The sequence below is a fragment of the Streptomyces sp. NPDC005791 genome, from assembly GCF_042871485.1.
GTDB lineage: Bacteria > Actinomycetota > Actinomycetes > Streptomycetales > Streptomycetaceae > Streptomyces.
On sequence record NZ_JBIAIP010000007.1, the window covers coordinates 299,495 to 323,637 of the forward strand.

Below are 24,143 nucleotides of genomic sequence, written 5' to 3' on the forward strand. Positions count from 1 at the left end.
CCGGAGCGGGCGGACGACAACGCGCTCATCGGCCCAGGAGAAGAGCTCAGGAGAGCGACCTACGAGGGCTGGCGCGTGATGTTCCTGGGCGTGTCCGTCCCGGCGGTCCTGCTGGGCGTCCAGGCCCACGCAGCACCGCCGGACGGGCGGCTGATCGGAGCCGGTGGGGCCCCTTCCTCCGCTACTTGGGGTCGCGGTCGAACTGTGCCTTGGACCAGCCGTAGCCGAGGAGGGTGAGGCCGAGGCACCAGGCGAGCGCGATCCACCAGCTGTTGCCGATCTCGGTGCCGAGGAGGAGGCCGCGCAGGGTCTCGATGGCGGGGGTGAAGGGCTGGTACTCGGCGATCGGCTGGAACCAGCCCGGCATGGCGCTCAGGGGGACGAAGGCGCTGGAGATGAGGGGCAGGAGGATCAGCGGCGTCGCGTTGTTGCTGGCGGCTTCGGCGTTGGGGCTGCCGAGGCCCATGCCGACCGCGATCCAGGTGAAGGCCAGGGCGAAGAGGGAGAGCAGGCCGAATGCCGCGAGCCATTCCAGGGCGGTGGCGTCGGTGGAGCGGAAGCCCATGGCCACACCGACGGCGCCGACGACGATGACACTCAGGATGGCCTGCATGACGCTGCCGGCGACGTGTCCGAAGAGGATGGAGTTCCGGTGGATGGCCATGGTGCGGAAGCGGGCGATGATGCCCTCGGTCATGTCGGTGGACACGGACACGGCGGTGCCGACGACGGTGGAGCCGATGGTCATGAGCAGGACGCCGGGGACGAGGTAGGCGACGTACGCGGAGCGGCCCGCACCGCCGCTCATGGTGTCGCCGAAGATGTAGACGAAGAGGAGCAGGAGCATGACCGGGGTGAGGAGCAGGTTCAGGGTCATGGAGGGGTAGCGCCTCGCGTGCAGCAGGTTTCGCCGCAGCATCGTGGACGAGTCGCGTACGGCGAGGGAGAGGGAGCTCATCGGACGTCCTCCTTGGACTGGCTGGACTGGCTGGACTGGGTGGACCGGGTGGGCCGGCTGGACTGGGTGGGCACGGTGGTGCCAGTGGTGAGGGCGAAGAACACGTCGTCGAGGTCGGGGGTGTGGACGGTGAGTTCGTCGGCCTCGATGCCGGCCGAGTCCAGCCAGTCGAGGATGGAGCGGAGTTCGCGCTGGCTGCCGTCGCTGGGGATCTGCAGGGCGAGTGCGTCGTCGTCGCGGGTGGCTTCGCCGAGTGCGGTGGCGGCGTTTCGGTAGGCGGCCGGGTCGGTGAAGCGGAGGCGGATGTGGCCGCCGGGGATGAGCCGTTTGAGTTCTTCGGCGGTGCCCTGCGCGGCGATCTTCCCGTCGTTCAGGACGGCGATGCGGTCGGCGAGTTCGTCGGCCTCCTCCAGGTACTGGGTGGTGAGGAAGACGGTGACGCCGCCGGCCACCAGCTCGCGGATGATCTGCCACATGGTGTGGCGGGAGCGGGGGTCGAGGCCGGTGGTCGGCTCGTCGAGGAAGATGATCCTCGGATCGCCGACCAGGGTCATCGCGATGTCCAGGCGGCGTTTCATCCCGCCGGAGTAACTGGCGGCCGGCTTCTTCGCCGCTTCCACCAGGTCGAAGCGTTCCAGGAGTTCGGCGGTGACCCGCCTTCCCTCCCGCTTGGACAGGCGGTGCAGGTCCGCCATGAGGAGCATGTTCTCCTCACCCGTGATCAACCCGTCCACCGCCGAGAACTGCCCCGTCACCCCGATCGCGGCACGCACCCCGTCCGGTGACGTGGTGACGTCGTGACCCGCGACCTGTGCCTCTCCGCCGTCGGCGGTGATGAGGGTGGAGAGGATCTTCACGGCGGTGGTCTTGCCGGCACCGTTCGGTCCCAGCAGGGCGAACACGGACCCGGCCGGGATGTGCAGATCGATGCCGTCGAGGACGGTCTTGTCGCCGTAGGACTTGCGCAGCCCCATGACGGAGACGGCGGCGGACGACTGCGGATCACCGGCTTTTCTGGACGTGGACATGACAGAGTTAGGCATGGAGTACCCCGTTCGATGGTTGAAGTGGCTGGTGCGTGGGTGTGTCGAGGTGCGGAGTTCTTCCGGGCTCAGGCCCGGGCCCGACGGATGTCGATGTTGCCGTGCCGGGTACGGGCGCGGATGGTGACCGCGTTCTCGGTAGCCTCCGGGGACTCGGACGCGGTCAGCGCGTTACGCACCTGCCCTGAACGCGAGTTGACGTCGAGCCAGGCAGCCGCGCCCTCGCGGACACCGACCTCGATGACGCCGTAGTTGGTCTCCAACTGGACCGTTCCACGTGCCACTTCGCCCACACGCAGGGTGCCGTGCGCGGTGATGGCGGTCACCGAGTCCTCGGCGCGGCGGATGTCGATGTCACCGTTCGCGCCGCGCACCCGCAGCTCGCCGGTCACGACACCGACGTTCGTGGAGCCGTGCGAGTTCTTCAGGACGGCGGGGCCGTCCACGAGACCCACGCGCAGGCTGCCGGAGCTGGTGGTGATCTCGGCCGCACCCTGGACCCGCTCCACGGTGATCGAGCCGTGCGACGCCGTCAGCTCCAGCGGGCCGGTGGTGTCGAGGCGGACGTCACCGACCGAGCTCTTCACGCGGACCTCACCGAGCCGGCCCTCGCCGAACACCTGGACCCAGGAGCCGGTCGTGTCGATGCGCGAACCCGCGGGCAGTTCGACCGTCACGTCGAGGACACCGGTGCGGCCGAACAGACTGGACTTGGGCGTCCGGACGGTCAGGGCGCCGTTCGCGTAGGTGACCTCGGTCTGGGCGGCCGTCCTGTTGTCCAGGTCCTTCTTCGGGTCGCGGGGCCGGACCTCGACGACGGTGTCGAGGCGGTCGCCCGCGATGAACTGGATGGAACCGGCCTCCACGTGCGCCGTGGCCGAGATCGGTTCGGGAGTGTCGAAAGAAGGCATGGCTGTCCCGTCCTCTTGGGTCGTCAGGTCGTCCCCGCTGGTGGGACGCGATGGGTGGTGACGCAATGGTGCGGATGGCGCAGTGGTGCGGATGGCGCAGTGGTGCGGATGGCGCAGTGGTGCGGCCCTCAGCGGACCCAGCCCGTGAAGCTCTGCCCGATGGTGCGAGCCCTCTCCGGCGTACGCGGCCGGGCGTCACCGTCGACCGCGGCCGACACGGCGCGCACGAGCCACGCGTTGACCGACAGACCTTCGCGGGTCGCGGCCTCCTCGGCACGGGCCTTGAGGGAGGACGGCAGGCGCAGGTTGACGCGAGCGGTGCCACCCTCGTCGCTCTCGGCCGGAGCCCTGAGCGGTTCGACGGGTGCGGCCGGCCCCACAGCCACTCCGTCGTCGGTGGGCGGCGCGGTCACCACGAAGTCGGGGTCCAGCCCTCGCAGCCGAACGTCGACCGAGCCGGGAGCGAGCTCCCGGGTGATCTCGTCCGCCGCGGCGGAGAGCACGTTGAGCATGGTCAGCCGGGCCGCCGACTCCAGGGGGGCGGTGAGCCGCTCCGCCAGCTCGCGGGCTTCGTCGCCGCCGGCATCGGCGGCCACCGCGAGTTCACGGCGGAGAGAGTCGACATACGGGGTGAGGTCCATGACGCCATTATGGCGCCACAATGGCGCCATGCGCAAGGCGTCCGCCACCACGCCCGCCCCGTTCTCGTTCGAAAACAGCTTGACCTGCGGAAACGTGATGGCATCTTCTTGGGCAACCATGGCACCACGCTCCACCCACACCATGGTGACGCCTACGATGGCACCCGGGTGGCACCACAGGGCGCCACTTCCCCACCGCCGGGCCGTTCCCGCCCCTCCCGTAGTCTCCAGCCGGTCAGAAGATTGACGGGGTGCGATCAACAACGGGGGCCTCATGACATACCTGCGCGCAGCGGTACCGGCACTGCTCGGAGGACTGATACTCACGGCGCTTCTGTGGTGGGCGGGGGCGAGCGTGAACGCGCTGCGCCTGCCGGGGGCCGGCGACGCGCTCGGCGGCCGGATGACCGCCGAACTCCAGACCTGGCTCACCCCCTGGTCGTACGATCCCCCGGACTCGGTCCGGTTCGGCACCGGGGTGCTGGGGGACATCGGGGATCCCGCCTCGGCCGACCCCGCCCGTTACCTCTCGCTGTACGAGACCGGCATGCAGGTCAGGTTCGCCGCGGTCGTCGCCTTCTTCGTGCCCGGGGCGCTCCTGCTGGTCCGCAGACTGCCACCGGTGAACCGCCGGACGCCGGTCACGCTGCTCGCGGTGTGGGCCTGGGGCCTGGTGGCGGGGACCCTGGCGGTGTCCGTCTCCACGCCCTGGCTCATCGCCTCGCACGGGCACGGCAGTTACCGCGTCCTGCCGCAGCTGGCGGCCTCGGGCGGGCGGCAGGCCGTGGTGGTGACCGCGCTCGTCGCGGCGGCCGTCACCGTGCTCGTGGCACGGATCACGGCCAAGGGCGCCGGACCGCTGCCGCTCCATGACGTCCCCGCGCGGGCCGCTCGGTTGGCCGCCACCGCCGGCACCGCCGTGGTCGCCTTCTCCTCGGTGGTCCTGTCCCACCAGTCGGTGGCCGCGTCCATCCAGTCGGTCCACCTGTCCGACGGCCTGCTCTCCGAACCGGGCGACCTGCTGCGCCAGTGGCTGCTGCTCGGCGGCTGGTCGGGGCCGACAGCGGGTTCGACCGGCCACTGGTTCCTGTACCGCCTCGCCGACGCGCTGCTGCTCGCCGTGGTGTGGTGGGCTCTGCGGCTGCTGCCCGTACTGCTCACCCGGGCCACCGTGTGGGCGACGGCGATCGGGGCGGTCTGCGCGACGGTCGTGGGGCTGCTGGCGAACCAACTGCTGCAGGGGGCGGTGACCGGGGCGGACTCGGGGCTGCGCTGGGGCTGGCAGCACCTGTCCGGCAGCCTCGGCCACGGCGTCCCGGCCGCCGTGACCTGGGGCGTACTGGCGGGCCTCACCGCCGTGGTGACCCTGCGGCTGGCCGGAGGCGGCACGGGGGCCGCCTCAGCCACTCCGCCCACCGCACCGACCGCGTCGGCACCCGCGGAGCTGCCGGGCCGACCCGTCGGGTGACCGCGGCGGCCCCCGTCCGGCAGCAGCACATCGCCGGGCGGGGGCCGCCGTACACGGACCGTCGGAGGGCCGTCCTACTTCTGCAGCACCGCCTTCATCACTTCCCGTGCGATCGGGCCACCCAGGCCACCGCCGGAGATGTCCGAGCGGGAGATGTCCATGGCGGTCGGGTCGATGAACACCGCGACCGCCACCGCCTGTCCGTCGGACTTCTTGCCGTACGAGACGAACCAGCCGTACGGGACTTCCTTGCGCACGTCGTTGCCGCGCTGAGCCGTACCCGTCTTGCCGCCCACCGTCACGCCGTCGATCAGGGCGCGCTTCGCGCTGCCCTCCTTGGCGGTGAACTCCATCATCTCCTGGACCTTCTTCGCCGTCTCCTCGGAGACCGCCTGGCTCTTGACCTGCGGCTCGTGCTCCTCCAGGGTCGACAGGTCCGGGCCGAGCAGCTTGTCCACGATGTACGGCTGCATCAGCTTGCCGCCGTTGGCGAGGGCCGCCGTGACCATCGCCATCTGCATCGGGGTGCTCGTGAGGCTGCCCTGGCCCATGCCGGTGAGGGCGGTGCCGGGCTTGTCCAGCTTCTCGGGGTAGAGGCTCTTCGTGGCGAGCATGTCGCCGAAGTCCTCGGAGTAGACGTCCTCGTTGAAGCCGAACTTCTCGGCCGTCTCACGCATCCCCTCGTCGCCCACCTTGAGAGCGGCGTCCAGGAAGACGTTGTTGCAGGAGTACTGCATGGCCGTCTTCATCGACGCCTTGCTGCACGTGGCGTCACCGGCCTCACTGCTGATCGTGCTCGAGGACAGCGGGAGCTTGTACGGGGAGGCGGCGTCGGTCTTCGCGTCGACGTCCGTGACGACACCGTGCTCCAGGGCCGCGGCAGCCGTGAGGACCTTGAAGGTGGAGCCGGGCGGGAAGGTCTCGCGCAGCGGCCGGTTGGCCAGCGGCTTGCCCTTGTCGTCGACCAGCGCCTGGAACTTGTCGCCCTCCTTGAAGGAGTTGCCGGCGAAGACCGAGGGGTCGTACGAGGGTGTCGAGACCAGGGCGAGGACCTTGCCGGTGGCCGGGTCGAGGGCGACGACCGCGCCCCGGGCGTCGAGGTCGGTCAGCCCCTTGTAGGCCGCCTCCTGCGCCTTCGGGTCGATGGTGGTGACCACATCACCGCCGCGCCGCTCCTCACCGGTGAGGATGTCCTTGGCGTGCCGGAAGGCGAAGCGCTCGTCCTGGCCGCTGAGGATGGTGTCGTACGTGTTCTCCAGGAGGGACATGCCCTGCGCCTGCGAGGCGTAGCCGGTGACGGGGGCGTACATCGCGCCCTGCTTGAAGGTGCGCTGGTACTTGAAGTCGGTCCCCTCGACCGCCTTCGACCCCGTGATCGCCTTGCCGCCCACGATGATGTCCCCCCGCGGGGTGGCGAACTGGGCGATCTTGACCCGGCGGTTGTGCTCGTGGGTCGCGAGTTCCTCGCTCTCGGCGTACTGCAGCCAGTTGGCCCGTATCAGCAGGGCCAGCATCAGCAGCCCACAGAAAATGGCTATATGCCGCAACGGCCTGTTCATCGTGCTCCCGCCTCAGGCAGCCGGGCACACACGCACACGGGCCGCACCATCGATGTCCGGAGGTGATAGATGCGATTTTAGCGTCCGTGGTTCCGCCGGAAGATCGCCCCGGCTACTTCACGGACACAGGTTTCTCACAGGTACGCCGCATACGCGTCCAGCGCGCGCAGCACCTCGGCCTCCCCGGCCGGGGGCAGTTGCAGGACGACCTCGTCCACGCCCAGATCCGCGTAGTACGCCAGCTTCCCCGGGGACGGCTGGACGGCGTAGGGCACCACCTGGAGGTGCTTCGGGTCGCGGCCCGCCTCCTCCCAGGCCGTACGCAGCTTCGGCACGGACTCCGACAGACCGCGCCCGCCGATCGGCAGCCAGCCGTCCGCTTCCTGGGCGATCTGCGCGAACAGCTTCGGCCCGGCCGCCCCGCCGATCAGGGTGCGCGGACCGCTCACCGGACCGCGCGGCCGCTGCACCGGCTTCGGATAGGCGTCGCTCGCCCGGACCGAGCCGAACTCGCCTTCGTACGCCGTCGGTTCGTCCGCCCACAGGGCCCGCATCAGGGCCAGCCGGTCGCTGCCGAGCGCGCGCCGGGTCGGCCACTCCACGCCGTGGTCGGCGGCCTCCTCCTTGTTCCAGCCGAAGCCGATGCCGAGCGTGAGGCGGCCACCGGAGAGGTGGTCGAGCGTGGCGGCCTGCTTGGCCAGGTCGATGGGGTCGTGCTGGGCGATCAGCGTGATGCCGGTGCCGAGGGCCAGTCGCTCGGTGACGGCGGAGGCCTGCCCCAGGGCCACGAAGGGGTCGAGGGTCCGGCCGTACTCGGGAGGCAGTTCGCCGCCCGCCGGATACGGGGACTCCCGGCTCACCGGGATGTGGGTGTGCTCGGGCAGGTAGAGCCCGGCGAAGCCCCGCTGTTCCAGCTCGCGTGCGAGCCGGACCGGCGTGATCGTCTCGTCGGTGAGGAAGATCGTTGTGGCGATCCGCATGCGAGGCACCTCCGTCGTCGTCCGTGACGGCTCCACGGTATGCGGTGGAGCGGGCCGCCGAGTCCGCTTCCGCGATGCCCGGTGCGCACCGCTCAGTCGTTCACCGAGCCAGAAGGAGGAGGTGGCGACGCCCGCCAGGTTCGACAGGGCGATGATCGTCGCGATGACCAGGCCCCCGCCGCACATCCAGCCCAGGCGGGGCCCGAAGGCCTTCACCGTCCAGGTGAAGGAGGTGCCGCAGTCCGGCATGACCTTGTTGGGCTCCCGGTAGGCGAAGGCGACCAGCAGCATCGGGAGGAATCCGGCCAGGAACCTGCCGGAGGCGCCCGCCGGCACCTCCGGCGACGCGGCCCCGGCTACGGCCTGCGGTACAGCTCCTCGATCTCCGCGTCGAAGTCCCGCGTGATCGCATCCCGCTTCAGCTTCAGCGACGGCGTGAGATGACCGCTCTCCTCGGTGAAGTCCTGCGGCAGGACGGTGAACGCACGGATGGACTCGGCGCGCGAGACGAGCCGGTTGGCCTCGTCGACCGCTCGCTGCAGCACGGCGCGCAGGTCCTCGTCCCGGACGAGCTCCCGCAGCGGGACGTCCACCTTCTTCCGCATCCGGCGCCAGTGGGCGAGACCGTCCGGCTCCAGGGTGATCAGGGCGCTGATGAACGACCGGTTGTCCCCGACCACCATGCACTGGCTGACCAGCGGGTGGGCGCGCAGCCAGTCCTCCAGCGGGGCGGGGGTGACGTTCTTGCCGCCGGAGGTGATGATGATGTCCTTCTTGCGACCGGTGATCGTGAGGTACCCGTCCTCGTCCAGGGCGCCCAGGTCGCCCGTCGGGAACCAGTCGCCTCCCTCGTACGGTGTGGCCTCGCCGCGCCCGGTGTCCCAGTAGCCGTGGAAGACCTGGCCACCGCTGAGCAGGACCTCCCCGTCGTCCGCGATCCGCACGGCGGTGCCCGGCAGCGGCCAGCCCACCGTGCCGAGGCGGGGCTTGAGGGGCGGGGTGACCGTGGCGGCCGCGGTGGTCTCGGTCAGGCCGTAGCCCTCGAAGATCTGCATGCCCGCCCCCGCGTAGAACGCGGCGAGCCTGCTTCCCAGCGGGGAACCGCCGCAGATCGCGTACCGGACGTGGCCGCCCAGCGCGGCGCGGATACGCCGGTAGACCAGCGGGTCGTACAGCGCGCGGGCGGCGCGGAGACCGAGGCCGGGGCCGGGGCCCGTGCCGTGTTCGGCGGCCTCGACCGCCTCGCCGTAACGCTGCGCGATCCGGGCCGCACGGTCGAAGGAGGAGACGCGGCCCATCTTCTCGGCCGTGGCGCGGCCGGTGTTGTAGACCTTCTCCAGGACGTACGGGATGGCCAGGAGGAACGACGGCTTGAAGCCTGCCAGGTCCGCGAGCAGGTCCTCGGTCCGGATGGACGGCGCGTGCCCGAGCCGGACCCGGGCGCGCATGCAGCCGATCGCCACCATGCGGCCGAAGACATGGGAGAGGGGGAGGAACAGGAGGGTCGACGCGGGGTACTTCGACACCGACTTGAAGACGGGGTGGAGCAGCTCTATGGCGTTGTCGACCTCGGCGAAGAAGTTCCCGTGGGTCAGGACGCAGCCCTTGGGCCGGCCCGTGGTGCCCGAGGTGTAGACGATGGTGGCGGGGCTGTCCGGCCCCAGGGCGGCGCGACGGTCGGCGACGACCGCGTCGGGTACGTCCTGGCCGAGCGTCTTGAGCCGGCCCACCGCGCCCGAGTCGAACTGCCAGACGTGGGTGAGGTCCCCGAGCTGCTGCCGCTCCTGGCTGACCAGTCGCTCCTGCTCCTTCGTCTCCACCGCGCAGGCGACGGCTCCGGAGTCCTGGAGGATCCAGCGCGTCTGGAAGGCCGACGAGGTCGGGTAGACGGGCACGGTGACCAGTCCGGCCGCCCAGGAGGCGAAGTCGAGCAGCGTCCACTCATAGGTCGTACGGGCCATGATCGCGACCCGGTCCCCGCTCTGCAGGCCCTCCGCGATCAGGCCCTTGGCCACGGCCCGGACCTCGGCGGCGAAGGCGGCGGCGGTCACGTCCTGCCAGCCGCCGTCGGCCTGCTTGCGGCTGAGGACCGCCTCGGAGGGGGCCTGGCGGGCGTTGTCGAAGGGGATTTCGGCGAGCGAGCCGTGCCGCACGGTCGGCGCGAGCGGCGGCACGGACACTTCCCGTACGGTGCCGTCGGCCGCCCGGACCTTGGTCGGTTCGACCAGTACGGGAACGGCGGGCGCGGCGGATACGGCGGCGGGGTCGGGCGTGGACACGAGCGGCTCCTCGACGTGGGGTCCGGCGCCGGGCCCGTCCTCGGGGCCCGGCGCCGAGGCGGCTGCTGGGTGCGCGGGGTCGTTCACGTACGGATGGTGGCCTGCGGGGTTCAAGGGCGTTCCAGGATCGCGGTGACCCCCTGGCCGCCTGCGGCGCAGATCGAGATCAGGCCCCGGCCGGGGGCGTCCCGCTCCGCGAGGAGCTTGGCCAGGGTCGCCACGATCCGGGCGCCCGTGGCGGCGAAGGGGTGGCCGGTGGCGAGGGACGATCCGGCCACGTTCAGCGTGGCCCTGTCGACGGGGGCGAGCCCCTGCTCCTCCCAGGACGCCAGGGTGGCGAGCACCTGGGAGGCGAAGGCCTCGTGGATCTCGAAGAGGTCGAAGTCCCCGACGGTCAGCCCGGCCCGCTCCAGCATCCGCGGTACGGCGTACGCGGGCGCCATCAGCAAACCGTCCTCGCCGCTCACGTGGTCCACGGCAGCCGTCTCGTACAGCGACAGGTACGCCAGCGGTTCCAGGCCGCGCGCCTCGGCCCATTCCTCGCTCGCCAGCAGCACGGTGGCGGCGCCGTCGGTGAGCGGGGTCGAATTGCCCGCGGTCATCGTCGCGTCGGGGTGTCCGGCGCCGAACACCGGTTGCAGCGTGGCGAGTTTCTCCACCGTGGAGCCGGGGCGCAGATTCTGGTCGCGGTCCAGGCCGAGGTAGGGGACGACGAGGTCGTCCAGGAAGCCGCGTTCGTACGCCGCGGCGAGCCGCTGGTGGCTGGTGGCGGCCAGCAGGTCCTGGTCCTCACGGGCCACGCCCCACTTCCGGGCGGTGAGCGCCGCGTGCTCGCCCATCGAAAGGCCGGTGCGGGGCTCGGCGTTGCGCGGGATGTCCGGGACGAGGTGGCCGGGCCGGACGGCTGCCAGCGCCTTGATCCGGGCGCCCGTCGACCTGGCGCGGCGCGCCTCGAGCAGGATCCTGCGCAGCCGGTCGTTGACGCCCAGGGGCGCGTCACTCGCGGTGTCGGCGCCGCCGGCGATCGCCGAGTCGATCGCGCCGAGCGCGATCTTGTTGGCGGCGGCGACGACGGCCTGCAGCCCGGTGCCGCACGCCTGCTGGATGTCGTACGCGGGTGTGCGCGGGTCCAGGGCCGAGCCCAGGACGGTCTCCCGGGCCAGGTTGAAGTCCCGGCTGTGCTTGAGGACCGCGCCGGCGACGAACTCGCCGACCTGCCGGCCCCGCAGGCCGAAGCGCTCGACGAGACCGTCCAGCGCCGCCGTCAGCATGTCCTGGTTCGACGCCCGCGCGTACGGGCCGTCGGAGCGGGCGAACGGAATGCGACTGCCACCGATGACCGCGACCCGGCGCGGCTGCGGAAGTGCGAGGGGAATCAACTCGACCAGCTCATCTCGACAACTCCTGACCCTTGAGTAACCTTACTCCGGAGTAAATCTACGACCGAGCAGGAGTCCAGACAATGGCCGACCGCTATCTGCACTTCGCCGGCACCGCACCCGGCCGGTTCCTGACCCGCAAGCTCGGCCTGCCGCAGCCCGCGCCGCTGCGCCGCTGGACGCTGGAGACCCCGTCCCTGGACGGGCCGTTGCTCCACCTCACCGCAGGTGGCACCGACCGCTCCGGCACGCTCGGCCCGGTACTCGCGGCGACCGGCCTGAAGGTCACCGACCGGGCGGAACGCCCGGCCGCCGTCGTCCTGGACGCCACCGGAATCACCACGGCCGCCGGACTCGCCGGCGTACACGCCGCCCTCCACCCGGTCGTACGGTCACTGGCCACCGGCGGCCGCGTCGTCGTCGTCGGCACCACGCCGTCACCCGACGACCACCACCAGGCGGCGGCCCAGCAGGCGCTCGAAGGCTTCGTACGCTCCCTCGGCAAGGAGATCGGACGGGGCACCACCGTACAGCTGCTGCGGCTCGCCCCCGGGGCCGGCGCCGCCTCGGCCGAGTCGACCCTGCGCTTCCTGCTGTCCCCCCGCTCCGCGTACGTCAGCGGCCAGGTCGTCGAACTCACCGCCGACGCACCCGGCACGGTGACCGACTGGGCCGCGCCCCTGTACGGGCGCACCGCACTGGTCACGGGTGCGGCACGTGGCATCGGCGCGTCCGTCGCCTCCGTCCTCGCCAGGGACGGCGCCCAGGTGATCTGCCTGGACGTCCCACAGGCGCGGGAGGAGCTCGTCCGCACCGCCGACCGCCTCGGCGCCACCGCCCTGCCGCTGGACATCACCGCACCCGACGCCGCCGGCCTGATCGCCCGGGCCGCCCCCGACGGCCTCGACATCCTCGTCCACAACGCGGGCATCACCCGGGACCGCCGGCTCGCCAACATGCCGGCCGACCGCTGGGACCCGGTCATCGACGTCAACCTGGACAGCGTCCTGCGCACCACGGACGCCCTCATCGGCTCGGGCACCCTGCGCCGGGGCGGGCGGATCGTCGCCACCGCGTCCATCGCCGGGATCGCGGGCAACAACGGCCAGACCAACTACGCGGCCGCCAAGGCGGGCATCATCGGCCTGGTCCGCTCCCTGGCCCCGCGCGCGGCCGCCGAGCACGGCATCACCGTCAACGCCGTCGCGCCCGGCTTCATCGAGACGAAGATGACGGCCGCCGTGCCCCTCTTCATCCGGGAGGCCGGGCGCCGCATGAACTCCCTGTCCCAGGGCGGGCTTCCGGTCGACGTCGCCGAGACCACCGCCTGGCTCGCCCAGCCCGCGTCCGGCGCGGTCAACGGCCAGATCGTACGGGTCTGCGGCCAGAGCCTGCTGGGGGCGTGAACCATGACCGGCCTGAGCCTGTCCCTCGTCCGCGGAGCCGTCACCTCGCCCTTCAAACGGGCCGGACGCCCCGGCGCCACGTTGCCCACCGGCCGTGCGGTGCTCCCGCCCTCGCGTACGGCACCCGGCCCCCTCGCCGCGTACCGCGAGATCTGCGGTTTCACCGAGCCGGGCCCGCTGCCGCTCACCTATCCACACGTCCTGGGCTTCCCCCTGGCCATGCGGCTGATGACGGGCAGGGACTTCCCGCTGCCGGTGCTGGGACTGGTCCACACCTGGATCGAGATCACCGGGCACCGGGCGCCCCTGCCGACGGACGCACTCGAACTCACGGTGTACGCCGCTGAACTCGCGCCGCACCGGCGCGGCACGGAGGTCACGATGGTGACCGAGGCGCGGCTCGGGGACGAGCTGGTCTGGGAGTCACGCAGCGGTTACCTGTCCCGGCACGCGACCGCAGCGGAGGCACCCCCACCCCCTTCCCGGGCCGCACCCCCGCACCTGCCCGCCGTGGCCGAGTGGCGGCTGCCCGCCGACCTGGGACGGCGCTACGGAGCCGCGTCGGGAGACCGGAACCCCATCCACCTGAACCCCCTGACGGCACGGCTCTTCGGCTTCCCCCGGCACATCGCACACGGCATGTGGACCGTCGCCCGCTGCCTGGCCGAGGCCGGGAGCGGCAGCGACACCGGCGGGCCGCAGGGCCGGATCCTGTCCGTGCGGGCGGACTTCAAGGCGCCCGTCCCGCTGCCCTCCACCGTCACGTACGCCACCGACGGGAACGCCTTCCAGATGCGCGGCGCCGGCCGCGTCCACCTCGACGGCAGCGTGACCCGGGAGGGCTGAGCTCCCTCAGTCCCCCCGGGGCTGCCAGCCACGCCCGTGCATGAGGTTCTCCAGACCCGCCCACGAGAAGTTCATCAGGGTGGTGGCGGCCTCCTTGGCCGAGACGCCGGGAGTGACGTTCGCCCACCCGGCGAGGGCCTCCGCCGCCCCCACCAACGCCTGCGCGAGCCCCGCCACATCCCGGTCGGGCAGCGCAGGATCACTGTGCGCCTGACGCGCGGCCGCACCGATCAGGCCCGTCACGAACGCAACGATCTCCTTGCGCAGCGCCCCCACCTCGCTGACGAAGGGCTCCCCGTGCGAGCTCGCCTGCTGGTGCAGCACCGCCCAGCCGTCCGGGTTCTCGGCGGTGTGCGTGAAGAACGCCCGCAGCCCCGACCACAGTTGCCGGTCAGCCGCGATACCCGGTTCCACGCCCGCCTGCACGGCTTCCACCAGCGCCTTCGACTCACGGCGGATGCACGCGGTGAAGAGCTCCTCCTTGGAATTCAGATACAGATAGACCAGCGGCTTGGACACCCCGGCCAGTTCCGCGATCTCGTCCATCGAGGCGGCCCGGTATCCGCGCTGCGCGAAGGTCCGCACGGCCGCGTCCATCATCTGCTGCTCACGCACCGCGCGCGGCATCCGTTTGCTCTTCACTGCACTCACGTCAGAGATCCCTCCCGCCCCCACTGCGCTACTCCTCGGTAAGAGTACGGCGCGGCCCGGTCCGCCGTCGTCCGGAAGGGCGGTGCCCGGCCACACCGGCCGGTCGTCGTCCACCATCCCCTGGGTGGACCGCGTACGTCTCCGGTCGAACACGGGATCAACCCTGGGTCCGATGCCTTCGCCCTACGCCGCCGCCTAGCGTTCCCGGCATGACGATGAGACTCCGCAGACGGACGGCGGCCACCGCCCTCGCAGCCATGGTCCTGCTGACCACGCCCGTCGCCACCGCCCAGGCCTTATCCGGCCCCGAGCCCGCCACGGCCACGCTCGCACTGCCCCGCCCCACCGGTCCGTACGCCGTCGGCACCGAGACCCTGCACCTCACGGACCACAGCCGCACCGACCCCTGGGTCCCGGAGGCCGGGGACCGCGAACTGATGGTGTCGGTCCACCACCCGGCCAGGCAGGGCGGGACGGGGACCTCCACGCCGTACATGAGCACGCGGGAGGCCGAGGCCCTCCTGGCGGGCCTCGGGCTGGGGGACGACGCCCCCGCCGCGGTCAGCTCCCTCGGCACCCACGCCCGCACGGGCGCGGTCACCGCCCGGGGCCGATTCCCCCTGGTGCTGCTCTCCCCGGGCTTCGGTCATCCCCGGGCGCTACTGACCTCCCTCGCGGAGGACCTGGCGAGCCGTGGCTACGTCGTGGCGAGCGTCGATCACGCCTATGAATCCACGGGGACGGCCTTCCCCGGCGGACGGATCCTCCCGTGCGCTGCCTGTGACGCGGTCGAGGCGGCACCGGACGAGGCCGCCGAACGGGCGGTGGTGAGGACCGTCTCCACCGGACGGGCCGCCGATCTCTCCTTCGTGCTCGACCGGCTCACCGGTCCGCGTCCCGTCTGGGAGCACGCCCGCATGATCGACCGTCGCCGGGTCGCCGCCGTGGGCCACTCCATCGGCGGCAGCGCCGCGGCCTCCACGATGCTCGCCGACCGCCGTGTCGACGCCGGGATCAACATGGACGGCACCTTCTGCGAGCGGATACCCGCGTCCGGGCTCGGCGAGCGCCCCTTCATGATGCTGGGCACCGCGTCCCACTCCCCCGGCGGCAGGGACGACTCATGGGACGAGGCCTGGCAGCGGCTGGACGGCTGGAAGCGCTGGCTCGGCGTCGAGGGCTCCGGCCACTCCAGCTTCACGGACGTCCCCGTCCTGGAGGACCGGATGGACGTGGTCCTGGACCCCACGGTCACGCTCTCCACCGACCGGCAGGTCCGGATCACCCGTGACTACGTCAGCGCCTTCCTCGACCAGCACCTGCGCGGACGGCACCAGCCGCTGCTCGACGGGCCGACCGTCGGCAACCCCGAGGTCTCCTTCCACCAACCCTGACGGCCCCCGCCGAACACAGGAACGCCCCCGGACACAGTGGTCCGGGGGCGGCGCCTGCGTGCTTGAGGGTCACACCGTGACGGGGACGCCCTTCGTCTCCACGTCGTGCACCTCGGGCTCCTCGACCGGGGAGAACGACGCCGAGTTGTAGGCGTCGTGGTCGAGGATCTTCTCGCGGGCCGCGACGATCACCGGGATCAGAGCCTGGCCCGCCACGTTCGTGGCGGTACGCATCATGTCCAGGATCGGGTCGATGGCGAGCAGCAGACCCACGCCCTCCAGCGGGAGGCCCAGGGTCGACAGGGTGAGGGTCAGCATGACCGTGGCGCCGGTGAGACCGGCGGTGGCCGCCGAGCCGATGACCGAGACGAACGCGATCAGGATGTAGTCGCCGATGCCCAGCTGCACGTCGAAGATCTGCGCGATGAAGATCGCGGCCAGCGCCGGGTAGATCGCGGCGCAGCCGTCCATCTTCGTGGTGGCGCCGAACGGGACGGCGAAGCTCGCGTAGTTCTTCGGGACGCCGAGGCGCTCGGTGACCTGCTGGGTGACCGGCATGGTGCCGACCGAGGAGCGGGAGACGAAGGCCAGCTGGATCGCGGGCCAGGCGCCCTTGAAGAACTGCAGCGGGCTGACCTTGGCGACCGTGGCGAGCAGCAGCGGGTAGACGCCGAACATCACCAGGGCGCAGCCGATGTAGACGTCCGCGGTGAAGGTCGCGTACTTACCGATCAGGTCCCAGCCGTACGTCGCGATCGCGTAGCCGATGAGGCCGACGGTGCCGATCGGAGCGAGACGGATGACCCACCACAGGGCCTTCTGGAGAAGTTCCAGGATCGACTCGCTGAGGGCGAGGATCGGCTTGGCCTTCTCGCCGAGCTTGAGCGCGGCGATGCCGGCGACGGCGGCCATGAAGACGATCTGCAGGACGTTCAGCTCGGTGAACGGCGTGATGACGTCGGTGGGGACGATGCCGGTGAGGAAGTCGATCCAGGAGCCGGCGTTCTCGGGCTTGGCGCCGTCCTTCGGGGTGAGGCCGGTACCGGCGCCCGGGTTGGTGACCAGACCGATCGCGAGGCCGATGGCCACGGCGATCAGCGAGGTGATCATGAACCAGAGCAGCGTGCGCGTGGCCAGCCTGGCCGCGTTGTTGACCTTGCGCAGGTTGGTGATCGACACCAGGATCGCGAAGAAGACGAGCGGCGCGACGGCCAGCTTCAGCAGCTGGACGAAGATGCCGCCGACCTTGTCGAGGGTGGTGACGAGCCAGCTCACGTCCTGGCTGCGGGCGAGCCAGCCGAGCAGGACACCGAGCACCAGACCGGCGACGATCTGCGCCCAGAAGGGAATGCTGGGCAGGCGGAAACCGGAACCGGACGGCTTACCGGCTTCGGTCTCTGCGGCGGGCGCGGGATTCGGGGACACGGGCACACTCCAGATGTGACGCATCGGGACGTACGGGGACAGACGTACGGTCGTGCGGTCGAACAGGGGGACGGGGGTGCGGCGCCCGCGTCAGGGGCGGCGCCGCTGCATGATGCCGGTTCAGACGTTGCGGCAACAGGCCGCGGACATACAGCGGCAGAGATCGATATGCAGGCGCACCACGAGCGGGACGCCCAAGGCGTGGTGGGTGCGCACTGCTGTCATCATGCCGAATACGTTAACACTGAAACTTTGAGAACCTCAAAGGTCCACTTCTCGATCAACTCGGTCCGACGGTGGCCGAGGGACTCCGGGACACGCCGAAACCCCGGTACGGGAGCGGTTGCTCCGGCCCGGGGCCTGGTCTGTACGGGGTGCGGGTGTGAGGAACCTTACGCGGCGCCTACCGGGCGACGCTGTCCTCGCGGGTGCGGTTCGCCTCGAGCCTGGCCTTGGTCCGGTCGACCGTCGAGACGAGCTGCTGGGACATCTCGTCGCGCTGCTTGCGCAGCAGGATGAAGCTGAGCGGCGCGGAGAGCAGCAGGCCGAGGAGGATGACCCAGACGGCGTTGGATCCGCCGACACCCGCGGGCAGGACGCCGAAGTGGACCGCCACACCGGCGACGAAGAAGCAGCCGACGAAAATCAGCAGGCGCATGGCGGTGTACCGGATCGTTGCGCTCGGCTTGGCAGCGGACACGGCTGGCCTTCTCTCTACGTCCGACGTTCCTGCGGTCGTGCAGTCTGGGTTCCTGCCCGACCAGTGAAGCATGCCCCGAATTCGATCAGTTCGCAGGGTTGCCGTGCCACGTCTGCCGCATCCCCCCACCAGGCCGTGACGCCGCTACCGCAAGAGCGGGAGCAGCATGATCACATCGTCGCGGTCGTCACCCTCGGCGACCCGGATGGCGTCCGGGACGCGGCCCACCTCCTTGTATCCGCAGGAGGTGTAGAAGCGGTCGGCCCCGGTACCGCCGCGGCAGGTGAGCCGGATGGCCTCGATGCCCTCGATCGCCCTGGCGGCGTCGGCCGTGGCCTCCATCAGTGCCCGCCCGTACCCCTTGCCCTGGTGGCGCGGGTGGACCATCACCGTGTAGGCGCCGATCCAGTGCCGCATGAGCCGGTGGGTGTTGCGGGTGAGGAAGGCGGTGGCGGACACCGTGCCGTCCTCGTCCCGTCCGACGATCAGGTGGGTGCGCCCTTCGACCATCCCGGCGAGGTGCTTGACCAGCTCGGGGCGGACCTCGTCCTCGGTGACGGGCGGCAGGAAGCCGACGGCCCCGCCGGCGTTGCTGACGTCGGCCCAGAGCGCGGTGATGCCGTCCCTCAGGGCTCGGTCGAACGCGGGGTCCACTGCGAAGGTAAGTGCCATGCGGGCAGGTTAGCCATTACGACCGGGGTCACTCAAACCGCGTCCACCTCGCGAGAAAGCCCCGGCCGGGGGACGGCAGGCCGGGGCTTTCGTACAGCGGGACACCCAGGGCACCCGCGACGGGAACGGGGTGCCGGGCGGGTGCGCTACCTCAGACGCGCATCGGCTGCGGCGTCTCGCGCCGGCCGGCGTCCGGGCCCGGGTACTCGCGGAGGATCTCGTACCGGGTGTTGCGCTCCACGGGCCGGAAGCCCGCGTCCCTGATGAGGTCCAGCAGGTCCTCGCGGCCGAGCTTGTTCGGCGTGCCGTAGTCGTCGGCGTCGTGCGTGATCTTGTACTCGACGACCGAGCCGTCCATGTCGTCCGCACCGTGCTGGAGCGCGAGCTGAGCGGTCTGCACGCCGTGCATGACCCAGAAGACCTTGACGTGCGGGACGTTGTCGAAGAGCAGCCGCGAGACCGCGAAGGTCTTGAGCGCCTCGGCGCCGGTCGCCATCGACGTCCGCGCCTGGAGGGTGTTGCGGACCTTGCCGTCCTTCATGTCCACGAAGTCGTGCTGGTAGCGCAGCGGGATGAAGACCTGGAAGCCGCCGGTCTCGTCCTGCATCTCCCGCAGCCGCAGCACGTGGTCGACGCGGTGACGGGGCTCCTCGATGTGCCCGTACAGCATCGTCGCCGGGGTCTTGAGACCCTTCTCGTGCGCGAGACGGTGGATGCGCGACCAGTCCTCCCAGTGGGTGTTGTGGTCGACGATGTGCTGGCGGACCTCCCAGTCGAAGATCTCCGCGCCGCCGCCGGTCAGCGACTCCAGACCGGCCTCGATCAGCTCGTCGAGGATCTCGGAGGCCGAGAGCCCCGAGATCGTCTCGAAGTGGTGGATCTCTGTCGCGGTGAACGCCTTGAGCGCCACCTCCGGCAGGGCTTCCTTGAGCGCGCTGAGCGAGCGCGGGTAGTAGCGCCACGGCAGGGTGGGGTGCAGCCCGTTGACGATGTGCAGCTCGGTGAGGTTCTCGCCCTGCATCGCCTTCGCGAGGCGGACGGCCTCCTCGATGCGCATCGTGTACGCGTCCTTCTCGCCCGGCTTGCGCTGGAACGAGCAGTACGCGCAGGACGCGGTGCACACGTTGGTCATGTTGAGGTGGCGGTTGACGTTGAAGTGGACGACGTCGCCGTTCTTCCTCGTACGCACCTCGTGGGCCAGTCCGCCGAGCCAGGCGAGGTCGTCGGACTCGTAGAGCGCGATCCCGTCCTCGCGGGTCAGCCGCTCGCCGGCCCGGACCTTCTCCTCCAGCTCGCGCTTGAGTCCCGCGTCCACCAGGGCGCCTCCATATCTCCATGTGACAGATCCGGCAGCCCACGGTACTCCCCCGCCCTCCGGTCGGAGGGACCCCCGTCGCCGCTCCGCGTCAGGCCTCCTCGGGAAGTTCCCCGACCCGGTTCTCCCACTTGGTGGAGAGCACGACCGTCGTACGGGTGCGGGAGACCCCCCTGGTGCCGCTGAGCCGGCGGATGGTCTTCTCCAGGCCATCCACGTCGCCGACCCGCACCTTGAGCATGAACGAGTCGTCGCCCGCGATGAACCAGCAGTCCTCGATCTCGGCGAGGTCCTTCAGCCGGTGCGCGACGTCCTCGTGGTCGGCCGCGTCCGAGAGGGAGATGCCGATCAGCGCGGTGACGCCGAGCCCCAGCGAGGCGGCGTCGACGGTCGCGCGGTAACCGGTGATGACACCGGCGGTTTCCAGCCGGTTGATGCGGTCGGTGACGCTGGGCCCGGAGAGCCCGACGAGCCGCCCCAGCTCGGCGTACGACGCCCTGCCGTTCTCTCTGAGGGCCTGGATGAGCTGCCTGTCCACCGCGTCCATGTGACTGAAACCTTCCATTGTTCAGCAGTACCGCGAGTTTACGTGTAGAATCTAAGGCGCAATAGGGTTAAGCCCTGTAAATCTTTTCCATCATCCAAGAAACGCTTTCGAATCCTCAGGAGTGACCTTCACCGTGTACACGATCGAGATGGCCTACGCCCGGATGCGCGAGCTGCAGGACCTGGCCAACCGCTCGCGTGCCCACCAGCCCGCCGCCGCCCACCAGGTCGACCGCACCCGCATCCCGCGCGTGAACAGGAAGAAGCGCTGACCCCACCGGTTCAGGGGCGCCGTCGGGCGGCCTCTCAGCCCCGGGAGGCGCCACCGAGCTCCCCTTCCCAGCGCCGGTACAGCTGGTGCGGCACCCCGGCCGCGTCGAGCACCCGCCCGGCGACGAAGTCCACCAGGTCCTGGATGTGCGTCGCTCCCGCGTAGAACGCCGGAGAGGCGGGCAGCACCACGGCGCCCGCCTCGTCGAGCGCGACCATCTGCTTCAGCGTCTGACCGCTGAGCGGGGTCTCGCGCACCGCCACGACCAGCTTCCGCCGCTCCTTGAGCGTCACGCTCGCGGCCCGCTGCAGCAGATCCTTCGAGAGCCCGAGCGCGACCCCCGCCACACACGCCGTCGACGCCGGGACGATCAGCATCCCCTTCGCCGGGTACGACCCCGAGGACGGCCCGGCCGCCAGGTCACCTGCCGCCCAGTGGCGTACGTCGGCGATGCCCGCCGGAAAGGCGTCCGTCCGGAAGGTGTCAGGCTTCCCGTCCGCGCCCCGCGCCAGCCAGCCACGCAGGTCCTCCTGCCAGTGGGCGTCGCGGAAGGCGATGCCCGTCTCGTCCAGGAGCGTCAGCCGTGACGCACGGCTGACCACCAGATCGACGCTCTCCCCGGCCGCCAGCAGCCCGCGCAGCACCGAAGCCGCGAAGGGTGTGCCCGATGCGCCCGACACCCCGACAATCCAAGGCCTGCGCTGCTGTCGACTCATCGAAGTCCCGGCTTTCACACCACCGAGCCTATCCGGCACCCTCCTCCAGGAACTGAGCCAGGGGCTCCGCACGTTGCACCGGACGGGGCAACAGCCAAGGACAGGGGGTGACCATGACGGGAACACGCACGAGCGCCACCGCACGGGCCGTCACGGCCGGAGCGGTCATGCTCGCCTGGGTCGGCCTGCTGTGGCTGCTGCGCCGCGCTCGGCGGGATACGCAGGTTCGCCGCCGTGGTCCTCGTGGTGATCGTGACCGCCGGCCTCGGCGTCTGGCTCACCGCGCCGGCGCACACGGTGACGCTCGGCGCGTCCGGGGTGGTCTTCGGCCTGTTCGGCTATCTGCTGGTCCGCGGTTTCGTGGACCGACGCCCGCTGGACATCGTCATCGGCGTGATCATCGCCGCGGTCTACGGCTCGCTGCTCTGGGGAGTGCTGCCGACGGACTCCGGCATCAGCTGGCAGGGCCATCTCTTCGGACTGACGGGCGGGGTGGCGGCGGCGTTCTTCTTCCGCCGCCCCCGCCGCCCCAGGAGTCACGTCACGGTGTGAGGCCCCGCACCAGCAGGTCGAGCAGCGCGCAGGCGAACAGCGCGATCCCGATGAAGCCGTTGACCGAGAAGAAGGCCCGGTTCAGCCGGGACAGGTCGTGCGGACGCACGACCCGGTGTTCGTAGACGAAGGCCACGGCGACGATCACCATGCCGATCCAGTAGAAGATCTCCGCGTCCGTCGCGAGCCCGAACCACACCAGCAGCCCGGTCGTCACACCATGGCAGACCCGCGCGCCCCACAGCGCGGCCGGGATCCCGAAGCGCGCCGGGAAGGACTTCACCCCGTGCGCACGGTCGGCCTGCACGTCCTGGCAGGCGAAGATCAGGTCGAAGCCGCCGATCCAGATCCCGACGGCCAGCCCCAGGATCACCGCGTCCCACGACCAGCTCCCGGTCACCGCCAGCCAGGCGCCGATGGGACCGATGGCCTGCGCGAGGCCCAGGATGGCGTGCGGGAAGTTCGTGAACCGCTTGCCGTACGGATAGACGACCATCGGCACGACGGCGACCGGCGCCAGCACCAGACAGAGCGGGTTCAGCAGGGCCGCGGCGCCCAGGAAGACGACGACGGCCACGAGCGCACCGGTCCACGCGGACCTCACCGTGACGGCGCCGGTCACGAGCTCCCGGCCCTCGGTGCGCGGGTTACGGGCGTCGATCTCCCGGTCGATGATCCGGTTGGCGGCCATCGCGAACGTACGCAGCCCGACCATCGCGATGGTCACCAGCAGCAGAGCCCCCCAGTGGAACGTGCCGTCCAGCTGGAACATCGCGGTCAGCGCGGCGATGTAGGCGAAGGGCAGCGCGAAGACCGAGTGCTCGATCATCACCAGCCGCAGGAACGCGCGGGGCTTGCTGCGGGGCTGTGGCACAGCCGCGGCGGAGGCTGAGGCACTCACAGTCCGTACTCCTTCCAACGGCGGTCGACCTTCGCCGCCGTCTCCGGGTCGGACTCGACCATCTCCGGCCAGCCGCCGTCCCGGGTGTACCCCTCCTCGGGCAGCTTCCGCGTCGCGTCGATCCCGGCCTTGCCACCCCAGAACTGCTGGTAGGAGGCATGGTCGAGGTGGTCGACCGGGCCTTCGGTGAGCAGCAGGTCACGGGCGTAGTCGGTGTTGCCGAGCGCCCTCCAGGCCACCTCGTGGAGGTCGTGGACGTCGCAGTCGGCGTCCACGACGACGATCAGCTTGGTCAGCGACATCATGTGCGCCCCCCAGATGGCACTCATCACCTTCTGGGCGTGCTTGGGGTACTTCTTGTCGATCGACACGATCGCACAGTTGTGGAAACCGCCCGCCTCCGGCAGGTGGTAGTCCACGATGTCCGGAATGATGATCTTGAGCAGCGGCAGGAAGAACCGCTCGGTCGCCCGGCCCAGCGGGCCGTCCTCGGTGGGCGGCCGGCCCACCACGATCGACTGCAGCAGCGGGCGCTTCCGCATCGTCACGCAGTCGATCTTCAGCGCGGGGAACGGTTCCTGCGGGGTGTAGAAGCCGGTGTGGTCACCGAACGGCCCCTCCGGCAGCATCTCGCCCGGCTCCAGCCACCCCTCGATGACGACCTCGGCCTGCGCGGGGACCTGGAGCGGGACGGTCTTGCAGTCGACCATCTCGATCCGCTTGCCCTGCACGAAGCCGGCGAAGAGGTACTCGTCGATGTCCCCGGGAAGCGGCGCCGTGGAGGCGTACGTGACGGCCGGCGGCGCCCCGAAGGCGATGGCCACGGGCAGCTTCTCCCCACGCCGGGCGGCGACCTGGTAGTGGTTGCGGCTGTCCTTGTGGATCTGCCAGTGCATGCCGATGGTGCGCTTGTCGTGGCGCTGCAGCCGGTAGAGCCCGAGGTTGCGGATCCCCGTCTCCGGGTCCTTGGTGTGCGTGAGGCCCAGGTTGAAGAAGGAGCCGCCGTCCTCGGGCCAGGTGAAGAGCGCGGGCAGCTGCTCGAGGTCCACGTCGTCGCCGGTCAGGACGACTTCCTGGACGGGGGCGCTGTCACTCTTCACCTTCTTCGGCGGCAGGTGGGTCATCGACCCGAGCTTCCCGAACGCCTCACGCATCCCGACGAAGCCCTGCGGCAGCTCCGGCTTGAGGAGACCGCCGATCTTGTCGCTGATCTCGGCGTAGGACTTCAGCCCGAGTGCCTTGAGCAGTCGCCGGTCCGTCCCGAAGACGTTCATGGCCAGGGGCATGGACGCCCCCTTGACGTTCTCGAAGAGCAGCGCGGGGCCGCCCGCCTTGTTCACCCGGTCGACGATTTCGCCGACCTCCAGATAGGGGTCGACCTCGGCCTTGATGCGCTTGAGATCGCCCTCGCGCTCCAGAGCCCGGAGCAGGGAGCGAAGATCGTCGTAAGCCATGACGTCCAGTTTGGCATCCTCCCCGGCGAAGCCTGCCAGGGCTCCCCCACCTCAGCCGTCGACGGCGCGGTCACAC

At 70.7% G+C, this 24,143-nt stretch carries 22 protein-coding genes and 1 pseudogene; 6 read left to right on the forward strand and 17 right to left on the reverse strand.

Annotated elements, in window-relative coordinates:
- Positions 1-181: 181 nt before the first annotated feature.
- The 4 genes from ACFYSH_RS16695 to ACFYSH_RS16710 form a co-directional block, all read right to left on the reverse strand.
- Positions 182-958 (reverse strand): ABC transporter permease, encoded by a 777-nt coding sequence (locus ACFYSH_RS16695; RefSeq protein ID WP_359470232.1) that lies wholly within the window; start codon positions 956-958, stop codon positions 182-184.
- Positions 955-2,001: an ATP-binding cassette domain-containing protein gene (locus tag ACFYSH_RS16700; protein WP_359470235.1), complete on the reverse strand. Its 1,047-nt coding sequence runs from the start codon at positions 1,999-2,001 to the stop codon at positions 955-957. The genes ACFYSH_RS16695 and ACFYSH_RS16700 overlap by 4 nt, the downstream gene beginning before the upstream one ends.
- A gap of 68 nt (positions 2,002-2,069) precedes the next feature.
- Positions 2,070-2,912: a DUF4097 domain-containing protein gene (locus ACFYSH_RS16705; protein WP_388753204.1), complete on the reverse strand. Its 843-nt coding sequence runs from the start codon at positions 2,910-2,912 to the stop codon at positions 2,070-2,072.
- Positions 2,913-3,040: 128 nt separating this feature from the next.
- Positions 3,041-3,553, reverse strand: a complete 513-nt coding sequence (locus ACFYSH_RS16710) for a toxin-antitoxin system HicB family antitoxin (RefSeq protein WP_359470429.1) — start codon at positions 3,551-3,553, stop codon at positions 3,041-3,043.
- Positions 3,554-3,827: 274 nt separating this feature from the next.
- Between ACFYSH_RS16710 and ACFYSH_RS16715 the strand changes: the two genes are divergently transcribed.
- Complete coding sequence (locus ACFYSH_RS16715; protein WP_359470241.1) at positions 3,828-5,021, forward strand: hypothetical protein; 1,194 nt, start codon at positions 3,828-3,830, stop codon at positions 5,019-5,021.
- 74 nt (positions 5,022-5,095) lie between these two features.
- On the opposite strand, the gene ACFYSH_RS16720 is transcribed toward ACFYSH_RS16715, so the two are convergent.
- From ACFYSH_RS16720 to ACFYSH_RS16735, 4 genes are all read right to left on the reverse strand, one after another.
- Positions 5,096-6,580 carry a penicillin-binding protein 2 gene (locus tag ACFYSH_RS16720; protein WP_359470243.1) on the reverse strand — a complete coding sequence of 495 codons (1,485 nt, stop codon included), beginning with the start codon at positions 6,578-6,580 and terminating at the stop codon, positions 5,096-5,098.
- 134 nt (positions 6,581-6,714) lie between these two features.
- Entirely contained in the window at positions 6,715-7,560 is an 846-nt protein-coding gene (locus tag ACFYSH_RS16725; protein ID WP_359470431.1) for an LLM class F420-dependent oxidoreductase, read from the reverse strand.
- A gap of 356 nt (positions 7,561-7,916) precedes the next feature.
- Positions 7,917-9,839: an AMP-dependent synthetase/ligase gene (locus ACFYSH_RS16730; protein ID WP_359470434.1), complete on the reverse strand. Its 1,923-nt coding sequence runs from the start codon at positions 9,837-9,839 to the stop codon at positions 7,917-7,919.
- A gap of 110 nt (positions 9,840-9,949) precedes the next feature.
- The gene (locus ACFYSH_RS16735) at positions 9,950-11,227 is read right to left on the reverse strand and encodes an acetyl-CoA C-acetyltransferase (RefSeq protein WP_388753330.1); all 1,278 of its coding nucleotides are present in this window, start codon (positions 11,225-11,227) and stop codon (positions 9,950-9,952) included.
- A gap of 74 nt (positions 11,228-11,301) precedes the next feature.
- Here ACFYSH_RS16735 and ACFYSH_RS16740 point away from each other — a divergent pair, with 74 nt between their 5' ends.
- Positions 11,302-12,624 carry a 3-oxoacyl-ACP reductase gene (locus ACFYSH_RS16740; protein ID WP_359470246.1) on the forward strand — a complete coding sequence of 441 codons (1,323 nt, stop codon included), beginning with the start codon at positions 11,302-11,304 and terminating at the stop codon, positions 12,622-12,624.
- 3 nt (positions 12,625-12,627) lie between these two features.
- Positions 12,628-13,470, forward strand: coding sequence for a MaoC family dehydratase (locus ACFYSH_RS16745; protein ID WP_388753210.1), 843 nt, complete (start codon positions 12,628-12,630; stop codon positions 13,468-13,470).
- A 6-nt stretch (positions 13,471-13,476) separates the two neighbouring features.
- Here ACFYSH_RS16745 and ACFYSH_RS16750 read toward each other — a convergent pair whose 3' ends face one another.
- Complete coding sequence (locus ACFYSH_RS16750) at positions 13,477-14,097, reverse strand: TetR/AcrR family transcriptional regulator (RefSeq protein WP_359470439.1); 621 nt, start codon at positions 14,095-14,097, stop codon at positions 13,477-13,479.
- A 239-nt stretch (positions 14,098-14,336) separates the two neighbouring features.
- Here ACFYSH_RS16750 and ACFYSH_RS16755 point away from each other — a divergent pair, with 239 nt between their 5' ends.
- A complete protein-coding gene (locus tag ACFYSH_RS16755; protein WP_359470442.1) occupies positions 14,337-15,515 on the forward strand; it encodes an alpha/beta hydrolase in 1,179 nt (392 codons plus the stop codon).
- Positions 15,516-15,584: 69 nt separating this feature from the next.
- Here ACFYSH_RS16755 and ACFYSH_RS16760 read toward each other — a convergent pair whose 3' ends face one another.
- The 5 genes from ACFYSH_RS16760 to ACFYSH_RS16780 all read right to left on the reverse strand — a co-directional run bounded on the left by ACFYSH_RS16760 (position 15,585) and on the right by ACFYSH_RS16780 (position 20,174).
- Positions 15,585-16,940, reverse strand: a complete 1,356-nt coding sequence (locus ACFYSH_RS16760; RefSeq protein ID WP_359470252.1) for a dicarboxylate/amino acid:cation symporter — start codon at positions 16,938-16,940, stop codon at positions 15,585-15,587.
- 403 nt (positions 16,941-17,343) lie between these two features.
- A complete protein-coding gene (locus tag ACFYSH_RS16765; protein ID WP_359470255.1) occupies positions 17,344-17,640 on the reverse strand; it encodes a DUF4229 domain-containing protein in 297 nt (98 codons plus the stop codon).
- A gap of 144 nt (positions 17,641-17,784) precedes the next feature.
- Entirely contained in the window at positions 17,785-18,312 is a 528-nt protein-coding gene (locus ACFYSH_RS16770) for a GNAT family N-acetyltransferase (protein ID WP_359470258.1), read from the reverse strand.
- A 151-nt stretch (positions 18,313-18,463) separates the two neighbouring features.
- Positions 18,464-19,627 (reverse strand): aminofutalosine synthase MqnE, encoded by a 1,164-nt coding sequence (gene mqnE / locus ACFYSH_RS16775; protein WP_031098411.1) that lies wholly within the window; start codon positions 19,625-19,627, stop codon positions 18,464-18,466.
- Between the two features lie 91 nt (positions 19,628-19,718).
- On the reverse strand, positions 19,719-20,174 hold the full coding sequence (locus tag ACFYSH_RS16780; protein ID WP_359470262.1) for an Lrp/AsnC family transcriptional regulator: 456 nt from the start codon (positions 20,172-20,174) through the stop codon (positions 19,719-19,721).
- Between the two features lie 121 nt (positions 20,175-20,295).
- On the opposite strand from ACFYSH_RS16780, the gene ACFYSH_RS16785 reads away from it, so the two are divergent.
- Positions 20,296-20,445 carry a hypothetical protein gene (locus ACFYSH_RS16785; RefSeq protein WP_359470450.1) on the forward strand — a complete coding sequence of 50 codons (150 nt, stop codon included), beginning with the start codon at positions 20,296-20,298 and terminating at the stop codon, positions 20,443-20,445.
- Between the two features lie 34 nt (positions 20,446-20,479).
- Here ACFYSH_RS16785 and ACFYSH_RS16790 read toward each other — a convergent pair whose 3' ends face one another.
- Positions 20,480-21,160: a UbiX family flavin prenyltransferase gene (locus ACFYSH_RS16790; protein ID WP_359470445.1), complete on the reverse strand. Its 681-nt coding sequence runs from the start codon at positions 21,158-21,160 to the stop codon at positions 20,480-20,482.
- Positions 21,161-21,352: 192 nt separating this feature from the next.
- Here ACFYSH_RS16790 and ACFYSH_RS16795 point away from each other — a divergent pair.
- Positions 21,353-21,712: pseudogene (locus ACFYSH_RS16795) on the forward strand (rhomboid family intramembrane serine protease); the annotation flags it as partial.
- Here ACFYSH_RS16795 and mqnP read toward each other — a convergent pair.
- Positions 21,702-22,613, reverse strand: coding sequence for a menaquinone biosynthesis prenyltransferase MqnP (mqnP, locus tag ACFYSH_RS16800; RefSeq protein WP_388753215.1), 912 nt, complete (start codon positions 22,611-22,613; stop codon positions 21,702-21,704). The pseudogene ACFYSH_RS16795 and the gene mqnP overlap by 11 nt on opposite strands.
- Positions 22,610-24,067: a menaquinone biosynthesis decarboxylase gene (locus tag ACFYSH_RS16805; RefSeq protein ID WP_388753219.1), complete on the reverse strand. Its 1,458-nt coding sequence runs from the start codon at positions 24,065-24,067 to the stop codon at positions 22,610-22,612. The genes mqnP and ACFYSH_RS16805 overlap by 4 nt, the downstream gene beginning before the upstream one ends.
- Positions 24,068-24,143 lie beyond the last annotated feature (76 nt).

What these genes read in the sequence shown, in the direction of transcription:
- ACFYSH_RS16790 (WP_359470445.1), bottom strand. Translation starts at nt 21,160, where the DNA reads ATGAGTCGACAGCAGCGCAGGCCTTGGATTGTCGGGGTGTCGGGCGCA.
- ACFYSH_RS16720 (WP_359470243.1), bottom strand. Translation starts at nt 6,580, where the DNA reads ATGAACAGGCCGTTGCGGCATATAGCCATTTTCTGTGGGCTGCTGATG.
- ACFYSH_RS16710 (WP_359470429.1), bottom strand. Translation starts at nt 3,553, where the DNA reads ATGGACCTCACCCCGTATGTCGACTCTCTCCGCCGTGAACTCGCGGTG.
- ACFYSH_RS16725 (WP_359470431.1), bottom strand. Translation starts at nt 7,560, where the DNA reads ATGCGGATCGCCACAACGATCTTCCTCACCGACGAGACGATCACGCCG.
- ACFYSH_RS16780 (WP_359470262.1), bottom strand. Translation starts at nt 20,174, where the DNA reads ATGGACGCGGTGGACAGGCAGCTCATCCAGGCCCTCAGAGAGAACGGC.
- ACFYSH_RS16750 (WP_359470439.1), bottom strand. Translation starts at nt 14,097, where the DNA reads ATGCCGCGCGCGGTGCGTGAGCAGCAGATGATGGACGCGGCCGTGCGG.
- ACFYSH_RS16715 (WP_359470241.1), top strand. Translation starts at nt 3,828, where the DNA reads ATGACATACCTGCGCGCAGCGGTACCGGCACTGCTCGGAGGACTGATA.
- ACFYSH_RS16770 (WP_359470258.1), bottom strand. Translation starts at nt 18,312, where the DNA reads ATGGCACTTACCTTCGCAGTGGACCCCGCGTTCGACCGAGCCCTGAGG.
- ACFYSH_RS16705 (WP_388753204.1), bottom strand. Translation starts at nt 2,912, where the DNA reads ATGCCTTCTTTCGACACTCCCGAACCGATCTCGGCCACGGCGCACGTG.
- ACFYSH_RS16700 (WP_359470235.1), bottom strand. Translation starts at nt 2,001, where the DNA reads ATGCCTAACTCTGTCATGTCCACGTCCAGAAAAGCCGGTGATCCGCAG.
- ACFYSH_RS16755 (WP_359470442.1), top strand. Translation starts at nt 14,337, where the DNA reads ATGAGACTCCGCAGACGGACGGCGGCCACCGCCCTCGCAGCCATGGTC.
- ACFYSH_RS16695 (WP_359470232.1), bottom strand. Translation starts at nt 958, where the DNA reads ATGAGCTCCCTCTCCCTCGCCGTACGCGACTCGTCCACGATGCTGCGG.
- ACFYSH_RS16805 (WP_388753219.1), bottom strand. Translation starts at nt 24,067, where the DNA reads ATGGCTTACGACGATCTTCGCTCCCTGCTCCGGGCTCTGGAGCGCGAG.
- ACFYSH_RS16745 (WP_388753210.1), top strand. Translation starts at nt 12,628, where the DNA reads ATGACCGGCCTGAGCCTGTCCCTCGTCCGCGGAGCCGTCACCTCGCCC.
- ACFYSH_RS16740 (WP_359470246.1), top strand. Translation starts at nt 11,302, where the DNA reads ATGGCCGACCGCTATCTGCACTTCGCCGGCACCGCACCCGGCCGGTTC.